Below are 13897 nucleotides of genomic sequence, written 5' to 3' on the forward strand. Positions count from 1 at the left end.
CGGTACGGTGTTTAGCGGTTCTCGATGAGCTCGGTGGCTCGCTGTTTAGCCCATTCCAAAATGCGTTCCAGCGCGGACAGGTCCGGGTCGGACACGCCGTGGTGTTCGCTGACAACCTGCTGCACCACGTCATAGATACCGAGGAAAGGCAGACGTCCGTCCAAGAAAGCATTGACGGCGATTTCGTCCGCGCTGGCCAGGACCGCAGGATGGGTGTCGGAGGCGGAAATGGCGTGACGAGCCAGGCTCACCGCCGGGAAAATCGCCTCGTTGAGCGGCTCGAACTGCCAGGTTGCGGCACTGCTCCAGTCACAAGCGGGGGCTACCTCGCGTAGCCGGGCGGGGGCGGACAGTCCCAGGGCAATCGGAATGCGCATATCGGGCGGGGAGGCCTGCAGTAGGGTCGCGCCGTCCCGGAACTGCACCATGGAATGCACAATCGATCCGGGGTGCACCACGACGTCGATGTTTTTCGGTTCAATATCGAACAGCAGCGAAGCCTCGATAACTTCCAGCCCCTTATTAAACATGGTGGCCGAATTGACGGTCACCAGCGGCCCCATGTCCCAAGTCGGGTGGTTCAGGGCTTGCTCAACCGTCACGTTTTCCAGTTCCACGCGGGTTTTTGAACGGAACGGACCGCCGCTAGCGGTCAGAATCAGGCGTTCCACCTCGCTGTAGCCGGTGACGGTCGGAGAGCACAAGCCGCGTTCGTGTTTGCCCGAGCGCAGCGCCTGCCAGATAGCGCTGTGTTCGGAATCGACCGGCACGATCTGGCCCGGTCGCCGCAAAGTTTCGCGCACCAGGGAACCGCCGATGACCAGGGATTCTTTGTTAGCCAGAGCCAGGCGCGCCCCGGAGTCCAACGCCCGCAGCGTCGCGTGCAGGCCGGAAATCCCCGCGATGGCGTTCAAAACGATGCCTTGGGGCACGAATCCGGCGGCCGCTTCGACTCCGGCCAGGCCGGTCAACAGGTTATGGCTGGCTCGCGGCTGGCCCAGCTGTATCTCTGCCTCGCGGATTGCCTCGTCCAGCTCCGCCACGGAGCCGTTCGCCACGGCCACCATCGGCACTTCAAATTCGACGGCTTGACGTGCCAACACATCCAAGTGCCGCCCGGAGGCAGCCAAGCCCTGCACCCGAAAGTGTCCGGGGTGGGAGCGAACAATGTCCAAAGCCTGGGTTCCAATCGAGCCGGTAGAACCCAAAATTACAATATCTTGCACCCGTTCATTCTAACGGCAAGTTTAGGTTTCGCTCATTCACAGCGACCAGCAACCCCGCAAGGAGACGGATAAAACCCCGCCAACCCCCTTGTGAAAAGCAAAATCACTCAACAGCCAGCAGCACTTCGACCGCACGAGCCAGGTAAGCGTCAACCGGGCCTTCCAAGTATGCCCGGGCTCCTTTCGCTTCCGCAAACACCGCGTCGCGGATTTCTTTGCTGGTCAGAGGCTTGTTTTCGTCAAAATATGCCACCAGGCGATCCAGCAGCGCGTCCACGTCCTCAATCCGGTAGCCACGCTGGCGCCCTTGAGGGTGGGCAAATCGTTTCCCTGCCGGACGCAACAGCCGCGGATAGAGAGTTGTGGCCTGTTCCGCCACCAGCGACATCCAAGCCTTTTGCCCGTTCACCGCAATATGGTCGGCCCGCGCCCGCGCCACAAAAGCCGATTCCAGCCGGTCCATCGCCGCATCAACTTCGATAAAGTTGTATCCCCCGCGCACCACGTTGAACCCCTGGGCCCGCACCTGCGCCGCCCCGAAATTCGCCGGTCCACCGTTGCCTTCGTATGCCGAACGTGCCTTCGCTAAGAACTTGTCGACCTGGTTGCGGTCGTAGCCCTTCCCCAGGAGTTTAGCGGTGCGAAACGTCGTGTCGCTCACGTCCGGCCCTTTCCTTGTCTCTCTATGTTCTCAACAGTTTTCCGCGCGCTTTCCGAGTTTCCTCTATGCCGCGGGAGACTGCTTCGCTTTCGCCGCGAGTTGCCCGCAGGCCCCGTCAATATCGGAGCCGCGCGTATCCCGCAGCGTAGTGCTAATTCCAGCTTGCCGCAAAATCTCCATGAATTCGTCCATGACACGCGGCAGGGAGGCATCCCAGATACTCCCTGGCGTGGGATTGAGCGGAATCGGGTTCACATGCGCCCAGGTTTTGCCCCGTTCATTGAGTTTATCCGCTAGCAGCTGGGCTCGCCACGGGTGGTCGTTCATGTCCCTAATCAGGGCGTATTCAATAGAAACGCGCCGCCCGGTAGCTTGGAAATATGCATAAGCGGTGTCCAACAGTTCATCGACCTGGTAGCGCCGGTTCATGGGTATCAGTTCGTTGCGCAGTTCGTCGTCCGGAGCATGCAGGGACACCGCCAAAGTGACCGGCAGCCCTTCTTGGGTCAGCTTGCGAATTCCCGGCACCAGCCCGACGGTGGAAACGACCAGGTTGCGGGCCGAAATCCCGAAGCCTTGCGGGGCTGCGGCGGTGAGGGTTCGAATCGTGTGCAGCAGGGATTTGTAGTTGGCCAGCGGCTCGCCCATCCCCATAAACACCAGGTTAGACAGCCGTGCCGGGCTGCCGAGTTCCCCGTCTTGGGCGGCCCGGGCGGCGAGCCGGACCTGTTCCAAAATTTCCGCCGCCGAGAGGTTTCGAGTCAACCCCAGTTGGCCGGTCGCGCAAAACGGACAGCCCATACCGCAGCCGACCTGGGAGGATACGCACAAGGTGACGCGCTTCGGGTAGCGCATCAGGACAGATTCCACTTGGGCGCCGTCGAAGAGTCGCCACAGGGTTTTTCGGGTCCAACCCCGATCAGCGACCTGGGTCACGACCGGGGTAATCAGCTCAGGTAGCAGGTCACGAGCCCGTTCCTGGTCGGCTTGGCCCAGGTCTGTCATCTGGGAGGGATCGGCTTCCAGGCGCCCAAAATAGTGGCGCGCCACCTGGTCGGCACGAAACGGCCGCATCCCCGCCGCGGCCACCGCCTCACGGCGCTTCTGCGGGTCTAAGTCGGCGAAATGCCGCGGCGGTTTACCCCGAGCCTGAGCCCGAAAGTTGAGTTCTGCCGCAGCCCCCGCGTGCGTGGCCCCCACCGGCGGTTGTTCGTGGGGCAGAACCTGTCTTTCCATAGGTTTCAGTTTAACGGTTTTTCCCAGAATTTCCCGAGCGGGGTCTAGGACAGCAACGGGACTTGTTGGGAAAAGATAGCGAACTTCAACACGATATAGGCCACCGGCGCCGTCATCAGGATGGAATCCATCCGGTCCAGCAGCCCGCCGTGTCCCGGCAAGAGGTGACCCATATCTTTAATGCCGAGTTCCCGTTTCAACAACGATTCGCTCAAATCGCCCAGAGTTCCCACCCCAGCCATCAAAACACCCAGAATGATTCCGTAAAACCACGGAATCCCAATCCAGAATGTGCCCGCCACGGACACGATGACGGCGAACAGGACCGAACCGGCAAACCCTTCCCAGGTCTTGCGCGGGGAAATAGACGGTGCCATGTGGTGGCGTCCCAGGAAACGCCCGCAGAAATAGCCCCCGGTGTCTGAACCCAGTGTGACGGACAAAACGAAAACTGCGGTGGCGGGGGCTCCGCACTCCACCGCCAACAAAGCCAGGAAAGACCCCAAGAACGGAATATAAGCCACGGTCAGGGTACTGACCGTAACGTTCTTGAGCGCATCTTCGCCACGGTAGGGACCCGCCAACTGCCACAGCAGGGCGGCCGCCACCGTCAGGTAAGTCGCAGTCAGCATGGCTTCCAACCCGACCTGCCAGGCACAGATGAAAATCCCAATCCCCCCGATGACGACGATAGGCATCCCCAAATGCCGGTCTGTAGACCGGATGGCATGGCGAAACTCGATGAGGCAAGCCACAATCGTTGCCGCGCACAAGGCTGCGAACAGGGGTTTCACCAGGAATAGGGTCAATCCGTAAGCCGCCAGCAGTCCCGCTCCGACCCCGGTGGCTGCCGCCAGGTTGCGTCCGGCCTTCCGAGGTTGGTTTGGCGAGGATTCTGTTGGTTCGGACTGGCCTTTCGCCACAGCAACGCCCCGACCCGGTTTCCGGCCCTGTTTGGCAGCACGGTTTTCCCGGCGGCTGGGACGGGTCACCGGATGCACCCCAGTTTCCGGGGTCACCGGAGCGACCGCTGCCTCGGAAGATTGCGGTGGCTGGAAATTCTCGGTATCGACCATGCTCTAAAACCCAGATAATGACGGGTAATAACGGGTTGGCGGCGCCTAGATAGTCATCAACTCTGATTCTTTAGCAGCCAGCAGCTTGTCAATCTCATCGGTGAACTTTTTTGTGATGGAATCGAGTTCCTTTTCGCCGCGTTTGATTTCGTCCTCGCCGAGTTGCTTGTTCTTTAACATGGATTCGAATTCGTCCTTGGCTTTGCGACGCAGCGAACGCACGGACTGGCGGCCCTCCTCGGCTTTGGTCTTCGCCATCTTAACGTATTCTTTGCGGCGTTCCTCCGTCAGGGCGGGCAGGACGATACGAATCGTTTTGCCGTCATCAGTAGGGTTCACGCCCAAGTCAGCCTCCGCAATGGCACGAATAATGTCTTGCGAGGCAGACTTGTCAAAAGGCTGGACGATGACGGTGCGCGCCTCGGGAATGTTAAAGGAAGCGAGCTGCTTTAACGGGGTGGGGGCGCCATAATAGTCGACCATAATGCCGTCAAACATGGCGGTATTGGCCCGACCGGTCCGAATAGCGGCAAATTCGTCTTGGGTGGCGCTCAAGGCCTTTTCCATCATGCTCTTGGCGGATTTGAGGGTGTCTTCAATCACGGGTTTCTCCTTTGTTCCTTAGTTTTCTCCACAGGTTCCCCGGTGGGGTTTCGTTATTTCAATTACTTTTCGCTATAAAGCACAGTGCCGATGTTTTCGCCCAGCAACGCCCTGGTGACGTTACCCGGCTGCGTCATACCGAACACGCGCATTCTCAGTTCGTTTTCCGAACACAGGGAAAAAGCGGCCGCATCCACGACTTTCAGCCCATCGCGCAACGCTTTCTCATAGCTGACCTGATCGAGTTTTTCAGCCTGGGGGTTCCGGCGCGGATCATCGGTGTACACCCCGTCTACCCCGTTCTTGCCCACCAGAAGTTCTTGGCAGTGCGTCTCCAGGGCGCGTTGCGCACTGACGGTGTCGGTCGAGAAATACGGCATCCCCGCGCCAGCCCCGAACACGACCACACGTCCTTTTTCGAGGTGACGGATGGCTCGCAAGGGCACATAAGGCTCGGCGACCTGGGTCATCGTGATGGCGGACTGCACCCGGGTGCGCACTCCGGCCTGTTCCAAGAAATCCTGCAGAGCCAAGGCATTCATGACGGTGCCCAGCATCCCCATATAGTCTGCCCGAGCGCGGTCCAAGCCGCGCTGGCTCAGCTCTGCACCGCGAAAGAAGTTCCCGCCGCCAACCACGATGGCAACCTGCACGCCCTGCGTCACCGCCGCGGCGACCTGCTGAGCGATATTGGAAACGACATCGGGGTCGAGCCCCACTTGACCGCCGCCAAAGACTTCACCGGATAGTTTCATCAAAACCCGGCGTTTACCGGGGGCTACTGAGCCGTCATCGCTCATCTATCTTCTCCCTTGAAAGACCTACATCCTTAGACATTATACGCAAATGCCCCAAAGCCTTCATTGACCCTGGGGCATTTGCCTAGTTCAAATGGTTACTAAACCCTTTTGGGGTTTATTCTCCAGCCTGCAAACGCGCAAAAGCGGTGACCTTGCCTTTGGAGGCTTCCACAATCTTGCCGACCGTGGTCTTGGGATCCTTAGCAAAGGGCTGTTCGAGCAGCACGCAGTCCTTGTAAAAGCCCTTCATCCGGCCTTCCACAATCTTGGCAACAGCAGCTTCCGGCTTACCTTCAGCCTTGGTCGTTTCGGTCAGCGTGGCGCGTTCCTTTTCGACTTCCGCAGCGGGAACGTCCTCGCAGCTGAGGTACTCCGGGCTGTAGGCCGCGATGTGCATCGCCACGTCATGAGCGACTTCAGCACCCGCCTTGTCGGTAGCCACCAGCACGCCAACGGTCGGAGGCAGATCCTGGGAAGAACGGTGCAGGTAGACATCGACGGCTTCGCCCTCGACCTGACGCACGTTGCCGACTTCCAGTTTCTCACCGATAATCGCCGCGACCGCGTCCACGGTGTCCTTGACGGTGCCGTCAGCGGACTTGGTGGCCAAGAGTTCCTCTACGGTAGCCGCGCCAGATGCTGCGGCGGCGTCCAGAATCTTATCTGCCATATCGATGAATTTGTCAGTCTTCACCACGAAGTCGGTTTCCGCGTTGACCTCGACCATGGTGCCGCGCTGGCCACCCTCGGTGTCGGTAACTTTCGCGGCAATCAAGCCGGCCCCCGCGGAGCGGCCTTCCCGCTTCGAAAGGGACTTCAGACCCTTGACACGAATGATTTTCAAGGCTTCCTCGCGGTCGCCGTTCGCCTCTTCCAGGGCTTTCTTAACGTCAGCCAAGCCCGCACCGGTTTCTTCGCGCAGGTCCTTTAGGTCTTGCATACTGTATTTAGCCAATTTTTCCTCCAGTTTCAGAGCAAGTTTCATGAACCGGGAATGATATTCCCGAATATTCTTAGGGCAGAGCGTTGAATTGTTCTTTTCCCGCCCTCGTGCAGCCGATTACTCGGCCTTTTCGTCGGTTTCTTCGCTCGCGGCGGCGGGTTCAGCCGGCGTTTCCTCAGCCAGCTTTTCCTCCGCAGGAGCGGTTTCGGCGGGCTGTTCCGCGGCGGGAGCTTTCGCGTCGTCACCGGCCAGCAGTTCGCGTTCCCACTCAGCCATCGGTTCGGCGCTTTCCGGGTTCTCTCCCAGCTGCTTCTTGGAACGGGCCACCAGGCCCTCCGCACAAGCGTCCGCAATCACCTTGGTCAGCAAATCGACCGCGCGAATCGCGTCGTCGTTGCCGGGAATGCCGTAATCGACCTCGTCAGGGTCACAGTTCGTGTCCAGGATGGCCACGACCGGAATCCCGAGCTTTTGGGCTTCGGCAATCGCCAGGTGTTCTTTCTTGGTGTCAACCACCCAGATGGCCGAAGGGGTCTTTGCCATGTCGCGGATGCCGCCCAAAGTCTTGGCCAGCTTGTCCTTTTCACGGCGCATCATCAACAGTTCCTTCTTCGTCAACCCCGAAGCGGAAGTGTCCTCAAAGTCGTACTGTTCCAGTTCCTTCAAACGCTGCAACCGCTTGTGTACCGTAGAGAAGTTGGTCAGCATTCCACCCAGCCAACGTTCGTTGACGTAAGGCATCCCCACGCGGGTAGCCTGTTCCTGAATGGACTCCTGAGCCTGTTTCTTGGTGCCAACGAACAGCAACGTGCCGCCGTGAGCCACGGTTTCCTTAACGAATTCGTAAGCAATATCGATGTCAGCGATGGTTTGCTGCAAATCGAGAATGTAAATGCCGGAACGGTCGGTCAAAATAAACCGCTTCATCTTGGGGTTCCAGCGACGGGTCTGATGCCCGAAATGTACGCCGCTTTCCAAAAGCTGGCGCATGGTAACGACTGCCATGTGGCGTCCTTCTTTCAGTTATGGGACACAGCTACCCCGGCGCGCGAGCGCTCCGGGGACGTCTACGTCCAATTTCGGTTAATGCCTGGTGTCCGCTCGCTTTCCCCACCCCGCAGGGACCTGGAGGATTGCGCTCATCACAGCTGTGCTGGCGGAAAACCGGCAGCGCCGCGATTGCGAACACGCGAAGTCAGCTGCATGGGCAGCTGCGAGGGTTAACTTTACCAAAACTTCCTATGAAAAAGCCAATTCGGCGCGACCTGGCGCGGTTTTGGGGTTTATCCACAAGAGGGGCAGAATCGGGGTTTTCCACAGGTAAACATTTTTTCTCTGGTGTGGACGCTCTCTTCGCGACACACTGCATTCATGAGAAAAGTTTTCATCACCATCTGCTGTTGCCTGACCTTGAGTCTGACCGGAGGGTCCGCTTCACCTGCCGCCGGCATCGCCGCCGACCGAGGCTTACCCGCAGTTGCCAGTTCAGCGGCTCCAACAGCCTTTTCACCAGGGAAAACGTCGGGTCTGCGGGACTTTCTTTACTGGCCTACGGGTCACCCTACGGCCGTTCCCCGCAAATTCGACCCACCCGCCCAAAAATGGCTGGCCGGACACCGCGGTATCGACCTGCGGGTCAGCCCCGGTCAAACCGTTTTTGCCGCGACTGACGCGACGGTGCTCTATGCCGGTAACTTGGCGGGTCGTCCGGTGATTTCCCTCGAGGACACCACCGGACGGCGCTACACCTACGAACCGGTAGAACCTTCGGTCGCGGTCGGGGATGAAGTGACTCGGGGCCAAGCTATCGGGACAGCACTGGGAGGACACTGTTCCGGTGGGGACTGCCTGCATTTCGGGGTCAAGGACGGTCCGGACAGTTACGTAGATCCCCTGCGTTTGCTGGGGGGTAGGATTCGTCTGTTCCCGGTACACTAAACGAGTCGCAGACACCGGGTGGATCCGAACGTTTACTTCTCAGTCGGAACAGCGGAATACTGAGCCGGGGCTTTATAGATGCCGGTAATCAAGTTGCTGCCGTGAATGTACTCCACCCGGTACTGGGATACGGTGTTGGAAGGTGCGTCGTATTTCAGAACCTCGCCCTTCTCGGAGAGGGCAATAATCGGAGGCTCCTCGTTGCGAGCCACGACCCAAAAAACCGACTGGTTCTGTTTGGTCTTTCCGACAGAAACATCGAGGATTTCCGTGCGCGGCACCCCGGTTTCCACATGGGAATACTGCTTGGTGAAATCCCTGGACCACTGGGCCATATCCTGGCACTTCGCGCAGACGTCGGTGTAAACCTGATCAGCGAAATGGGTGTCTTTCGACGCAAAACTGTAGTACATCGCGTAGGTAAAGTACTTCACCACGGTGGCTGCGCCGTCCACGGAAAACTCATGGAAAAACTTCGGCTCATCGAACGGCGCCACTTTCATCAGCTGATCCTTGGGAATGGTCTGCAGGTCAGCGGGGGAAGGTTTACCTTCGGTGGCCGCGGTATAGCGCGGCGCCGGCGCTCCGGGAATCGGATCTTGGGTTGTTTCAGGGGCGGCGGGTTCGACCAGAGGAATATCCGCGGTCATCATTTCCCGGGCAGTCCTCTCAGAGCCAGAAGCACCAACCGCAGTACCGCATCCCGTCAAGACCGCAGCAGAGCACAGCATCACCAGCGATGCTTGTAAAATCCGCAGTTTCCGGACCATGACGCTCCTTTCGAGGCACCATACTCTACACGTTCTTAAAACATTGTATGTGTTATTGTAGGAAATTCATAGAATCAATCCAGCCTTTTCCCAGTTTTGTCAAGACATTCCCAGAAAACTATCCGTCCAGTTCAAAGGCTCGATTTTTCGATATTTTAGAAAATTATTGGGGATTTTTTTAAATTGGGACTTTAGGCCCGGGGATGCGCCTGCAAATACACCCCGCGGAGCTTGTCCATCGACAGGTGCGTATAGCGCTGGGTCGTGGCTAGGCTGGCGTGCCCCAGGATTTCCTGGACACTGCGCAGATCCGCGCCGCCGTCCAACAGGTGGGTGGCGGCGGTGTGGCGCAGCCCGTGCGGTCCCAAGTCCGGTACTCCCGCCTGCGCGGTCAGGCGATGCAGCATACCGCGGACTATCCGCGTATCCCACACCCCGCCTTTTGCCCCCAGAAATACCCGGTTCAGCGCCGGTTTTTCCGGATTCACCAGGGCGGGACGGCCCTTTTCCAAGTACTCTTGCACCGCCAGGCCCGCGGGAATGCCGTAGGGCACGACCCGCTGTTTGTCGCCTTTTCCCGTCACCCGGATAGTGCGCTGGCTTTTGTTGATGTTAGCTAGCTCCAGCCCGGTCAGCTCGCTGACCCGAATGCCGGTGGCATAAAGCAGCTCCAATGCGGCCCAGTCCCGCAGTTTGACCGGATCGGGAGCAGCAGAGTCCTTCCGATAAGCAGCGGCTCGAGCCGTTTCCAAGAGGTGTGCAGCATCAGCGGCAGACAGGACAGTGGGCAGGGCATTATCCGGCCGTGTTGCCCGCAGGTTTTGCCCAGCATCGCCCGGGACTATGCCGCGGACCTGCGCCCACGACGCAAAAGTGCGGAATGACGCGACTCGGCGCGCCAGCGTGGCGCGGCTCATCCCCGCGCGGCTCATCGACCCCAGCCACGCCCGTATCCGGGCAGGATTAGCCAAATCCGCACGCAGTTGTTGCGCCGCGGGGCCGTCCCCGGAATCGGAGTCCACCAGGAAAGTCATCAATTCTCGCAAATCCGTGAGGTAGGCCCGCACGGTTTGCGGGGAAAGCCCTCGGTTTACGCTCAGCCATTGCCCGAAATCGGCGGTGATTTCCGAGGCGAAGTCCGCGGCTGGATGATTTTCACTCACCCCATGATTCTATCTGGCCATAGCAGTCGCCCCCAGGCGATACCGCCCGTTGCGGGTTTCGACCTTGCCGTCCAACTCCATCAATCCCAGCTCGCTTTGCACCGCGCGAGTGCCCAAACCGGCAGCACGAGCCACCTGCTCTAAGGATTTCCACGCCGTTTTCGACAGGGAATCAATAACTTTCACGCCGTCACTGCTCAATCCGGCAAAGAGCGAGGGCACCGGGATTTGTCCGGCGGAGTTGCGCTGGGGTGCAGACGCTGCCGCCCCGGCATCGGCTTTGTTTGGGGCCACCCCGGCACCGAACACCTTTTGCTCCTGAGCGTTCAGCGGAAACATGAGTTCCATGATTTCCTCCGCATTCGTCACCAGGGCAGCGCCTTCACGAATCAGCCGATGGCATCCTACCGAAGCAGTGGAGGTGACCGGTCCGGGCACCGCAGCGACCTGACGTCCCTGCTCAGCACCATGATTGGCGGTAGACATCGCCCCGGAACGCTCACCGGCTTCAACGACCACTACGACTTGAGACAGAGCCGAAATGATGCGGTTCCTGGTCAAGAACAGGTGTTTAGCGGGACGCTGGGAGGGCGGGGCTTCGCTGACAATCGCCCCGGTTTGCTGAATTTGGGAAAACAGCCGCGCATTCATGGCCGGGTACAGCTCGCCCAACCCACCAGCCTGGACACTGATAGTTTTGCCTCGTGAGGCGAGCGCCCCTTGATGAGCGGCCGCGTCAATCCCATAGGCTCCACCACTGACGACCCAGATACCACGCTCCCCCAGTTCATAAGCGATTTCCTGGGCTATATCCGTTCCGTAGTGGGTCGCGCTACGCGCCCCCACCAGGGCTACTGCCCCCTCTGATGCCAGCGCCTGCAAAGCCCGCGGATGGCCCCGCACCCACAGCGCCAACGGCGCCACCATTCCCAGGTCGTCTGCCATCGTCGGCCAAGCCGCGTCACCGGGCACCACCAGCGTCCCGCCGTCTCGGCTCAGCAGCTGATATTCCATCTCTAAGTTGAGTTCCCGCAACCGCATAGCCCACCCCTCAATTTGCGCCACCGATGCCGGAAGTTTCACGGGTTGAAACACGGTGCGAATCATCATGTCATCGATTTCCGGCAGCCTGCCCGCCAAAAATTTCACCCGTTCCAAGGCTTCCATCACCCCAAAATGTCCGATGACCTGGCCCACGACGGGCTCTCCCGGCTGGGCGATAGCGGTCCAGATTGCCCGAGCCTGGCGCTCTTCCGGGCTCGGCCCAGATATGGGCGGATTCGCCGACGACTCTATGCCGCCTTTGGGCAGGTTCGACAGTTCCTCCGGCACTTCATCTGGTATGTCCTTTTCAGTGTCTGTTGGCAATTCCTCTGTCAGGCTCAACGTTTCCATGGGTTTCCTTTCATTCGTGCAGACTGAATCCTTCGTTTTGGCGCCGCAGTGTCATCGCGGTTCCCAGCTCGGGCAACCCCGGAACGGTTTTTCCGCTCAAATCGGCAACGGTCCAGGCCAGGCGCAAGACGCGTTGAGCTCCCCGCATGGACAGGCGACCCTGTTCCACCACGGTGTCGACCCGTCCTATCAGCTCAGGAGTGAAACCGCCCTCGGGCTGACGTAAGAACGGCCCGGGAATTTCCCGATTCAAATCCCACCCTCGGTCTTTCCACCGCTCCCGCTGCACGTCACGAGCGCGTTGCACTCTCTCCGCAACCACCTCGGTGGTGTCAGCCGGTTTCGCTCCCGCTAGAGAGCCGCGACCCGGTGATTCCACCTGAATTTGGATGTCCATCCGGTCCAGCAGCGGCCCGCTCAACCGTTCCAGATATCGTTTGCGGGAGTAGGGCGTGCAGGTACAGGTGGCCCGCCGACTGCCGGCATTGCCACAAGGGCAGGGATTGGCCGCCATAATGAGTTGGAACCGTGCCGGATATTGGGCTGCTCCCGCCGCCCGATGCAGGGTGATTTCCCCGTTTTCCAACGGTTCCCGAAGGGAATCCAAGACCCGCGCCCCGAACTCGGGAGCTTCGTCCAGGAACAATACTCCTCGGTGAGCCAAGGAGGCGGCGCCCGGACGCGGCACTCCTGAGCCACCTCCCACCATCGCCGCCAGCGTTGCTGAATGATGCGGTGCTTGGAAGGGAGGTTGGCGGATTAGTCCGTCCTGTGGCGCTAACGTTCCGGCTAGGGAATGCAGGGCTGTGACCTCTACGGATTGTTCCACGTCCAGGGGTGGGAGGATTCCGGGCAGCCGTGAGGCCAGCATGGTTTTTCCCGAGCCGGGAGTGCCTATCATCAGCAGGTGGTGGCCTCCCGCGGCCGCCACCTCCATCGCTTGACAGGCGGCGGCTTGACCGCGAATGTCAGAAAAATCCCCGCCTGGGCCAAAGGCAGGTGCCGGTGTACTTTCCCCGTCCTCTGCCCCCGCCGACTCCTCCGGCGGGGGCAGAGGCATCATCAAGTCTCCCCCCAATAACTCGATGACTTGCCCCAGGTGATGCACCCCCACCACATCCACCCCAGGCACCAGGGAAGCCTCCGCAAAGTTCGCTTGCGGCACCAAAATCTTAGTTTTTCCGGTTTTCATGGCTCCGATGACACTGGGCAAAATGCCCCGGATTCCAATGACACGACCGTCCAAGCCCAGCTCTCCCAGCATGATGCACTGCCCGGCTCGACTGCGTGAAATGACCCCCATCGCGGCCAAAACGCTGACCGCCATCGCCAGGTCGTAACCGGAGCCGGTTTTCGGCAGCGATGCCGGGGACAGATTCAACACAATACGCGTTCCCGGCCATTCATACAGGCAACTGGTCACCGCAGCGCGAACCCGATCTTTGGCTTCCCGCACCGCCGTGTCTGGCAGTCCGACCAGGCTGTAGGCGGTCATTCCGTCGGAAATATGGGCTTCGACCCGAACCGGACGCGCCTCCATTCCCACCAAACAAATCGACCAAGCAAATCCCGAACTCATTTCAACCCCTGCAGATGTTTCACTACGGGTTCGCCGCGCCCGTCCCAATCCACGCTGCACAAATCCAGGCTGACCGCCCGATGCGCAGGGACAATGTCACGCTGCGCCAGCCAAGACCCCATGACCCGGCGCATCCGCGCCAGCTTTTTCATAGTGATGGCCTCAATAGGCATCCCATGCCGGTGATTGGAACGAGTCTTAACCTCCACGAACCCCAGGACTCCCTCGGGGCTGAGGGCGACGATGTCGACTTCCCCGGCTCGGCATCGCCAATTCCGGTCCACGATCACGTATCCCGCAGCTTTCAGAGACTTGGCCGCGACTTCCTCTCCAGCCATGCCCAGCTGTCGATTGTGCAGGTTTCGCGGCTTTGAGGCATCAGGCCCCGCTGCCCGAAGCGCGGTGCTACCGGCTTTACAACGGCGACGGGCGTCCGGTCCGGCACTGGCTTTATGACTGGTTTCAACGGTATTCGCGTAGCTCATGGACTCAGCTTCGCGCGCTCGG

General features: G+C 59.8%; 14 protein-coding genes. 1 reads left to right on the top strand and 13 read right to left on the bottom strand.

Annotated features, from left to right (window positions below):
- Positions 1-11: 11 nt before the first annotated feature.
- The 8 genes from dxr to rpsB form a co-directional block, all read right to left on the bottom strand.
- Positions 12-1226 carry a 1-deoxy-D-xylulose-5-phosphate reductoisomerase gene (dxr, locus tag Q0X47_RS05180; protein WP_297723592.1) on the bottom strand — a complete coding sequence of 405 codons (1215 nt, stop codon included), beginning with the start codon at positions 1224-1226 and terminating at the stop codon, positions 12-14.
- 103 nt (positions 1227-1329) lie between these two features.
- Positions 1330-1887 (bottom strand): DivIVA domain-containing protein, encoded by a 558-nt coding sequence (locus tag Q0X47_RS05185; RefSeq protein ID WP_297723594.1) that lies wholly within the window; start codon positions 1885-1887, stop codon positions 1330-1332.
- Between the two features lie 63 nt (positions 1888-1950).
- Positions 1951-3123 (bottom strand): 23S rRNA (adenine(2503)-C(2))-methyltransferase RlmN, encoded by a 1173-nt coding sequence (gene rlmN / locus Q0X47_RS05190; RefSeq protein ID WP_297723596.1) that lies wholly within the window; start codon positions 3121-3123, stop codon positions 1951-1953.
- Between the two features lie 44 nt (positions 3124-3167).
- Positions 3168-4199: a phosphatidate cytidylyltransferase gene (locus Q0X47_RS05195; RefSeq protein ID WP_297723598.1), complete on the bottom strand. Its 1032-nt coding sequence runs from the start codon at positions 4197-4199 to the stop codon at positions 3168-3170.
- Positions 4200-4244: 45 nt separating this feature from the next.
- Complete coding sequence (gene frr / locus Q0X47_RS05200; protein WP_297723600.1) at positions 4245-4802, bottom strand: ribosome recycling factor; 558 nt, start codon at positions 4800-4802, stop codon at positions 4245-4247.
- 62 nt (positions 4803-4864) lie between these two features.
- On the bottom strand, positions 4865-5602 hold the full coding sequence (gene pyrH / locus Q0X47_RS05205) for a UMP kinase (protein WP_297723602.1): 738 nt from the start codon (positions 5600-5602) through the stop codon (positions 4865-4867).
- Between the two features lie 115 nt (positions 5603-5717).
- Positions 5718-6587, bottom strand: coding sequence for a translation elongation factor Ts (gene tsf / locus Q0X47_RS05210; protein ID WP_297723604.1), 870 nt, complete (start codon positions 6585-6587; stop codon positions 5718-5720).
- Between the two features lie 75 nt (positions 6588-6662).
- A complete protein-coding gene (gene rpsB / locus Q0X47_RS05215) occupies positions 6663-7550 on the bottom strand; it encodes a 30S ribosomal protein S2 (protein WP_297723606.1) in 888 nt (295 codons plus the stop codon).
- Positions 7551-7916: 366 nt separating this feature from the next.
- On the opposite strand from rpsB, the gene Q0X47_RS05220 reads away from it, so the two are divergent.
- Positions 7917-8483, top strand: coding sequence for a M23 family metallopeptidase (locus Q0X47_RS05220; protein WP_297723608.1), 567 nt, complete (start codon positions 7917-7919; stop codon positions 8481-8483).
- Positions 8484-8515: 32 nt separating this feature from the next.
- On the opposite strand, the gene Q0X47_RS05225 is transcribed toward Q0X47_RS05220, so the two are convergent.
- The 5 genes from Q0X47_RS05225 to Q0X47_RS05245 form a co-directional block, all read right to left on the bottom strand.
- Positions 8516-9253, bottom strand: coding sequence for a DUF6318 family protein (locus Q0X47_RS05225; RefSeq protein ID WP_297723610.1), 738 nt, complete (start codon positions 9251-9253; stop codon positions 8516-8518).
- A gap of 191 nt (positions 9254-9444) precedes the next feature.
- A complete protein-coding gene (locus Q0X47_RS05230; protein WP_297723613.1) occupies positions 9445-10416 on the bottom strand; it encodes a tyrosine recombinase XerC in 972 nt (323 codons plus the stop codon).
- 9 nt (positions 10417-10425) lie between these two features.
- Positions 10426-11811 carry a DNA-processing protein DprA gene (gene dprA, locus Q0X47_RS05235; protein WP_297723615.1) on the bottom strand — a complete coding sequence of 462 codons (1386 nt, stop codon included), beginning with the start codon at positions 11809-11811 and terminating at the stop codon, positions 10426-10428.
- 10 nt (positions 11812-11821) lie between these two features.
- Positions 11822-13390, bottom strand: coding sequence for a YifB family Mg chelatase-like AAA ATPase (locus Q0X47_RS05240; protein WP_297723617.1), 1569 nt, complete (start codon positions 13388-13390; stop codon positions 11822-11824).
- Positions 13387-13875 carry a YraN family protein gene (locus Q0X47_RS05245; protein WP_297723619.1) on the bottom strand — a complete coding sequence of 163 codons (489 nt, stop codon included), beginning with the start codon at positions 13873-13875 and terminating at the stop codon, positions 13387-13389. Before Q0X47_RS05245 ends, Q0X47_RS05240 begins: the two co-directional genes overlap by 4 nt.
- Positions 13876-13897 lie beyond the last annotated feature (22 nt).

Source organism: uncultured Mobiluncus sp., from assembly GCF_947254095.1.
In the GTDB taxonomy this organism is placed as follows: domain Bacteria; phylum Actinomycetota; class Actinomycetes; order Actinomycetales; family Actinomycetaceae; genus Mobiluncus.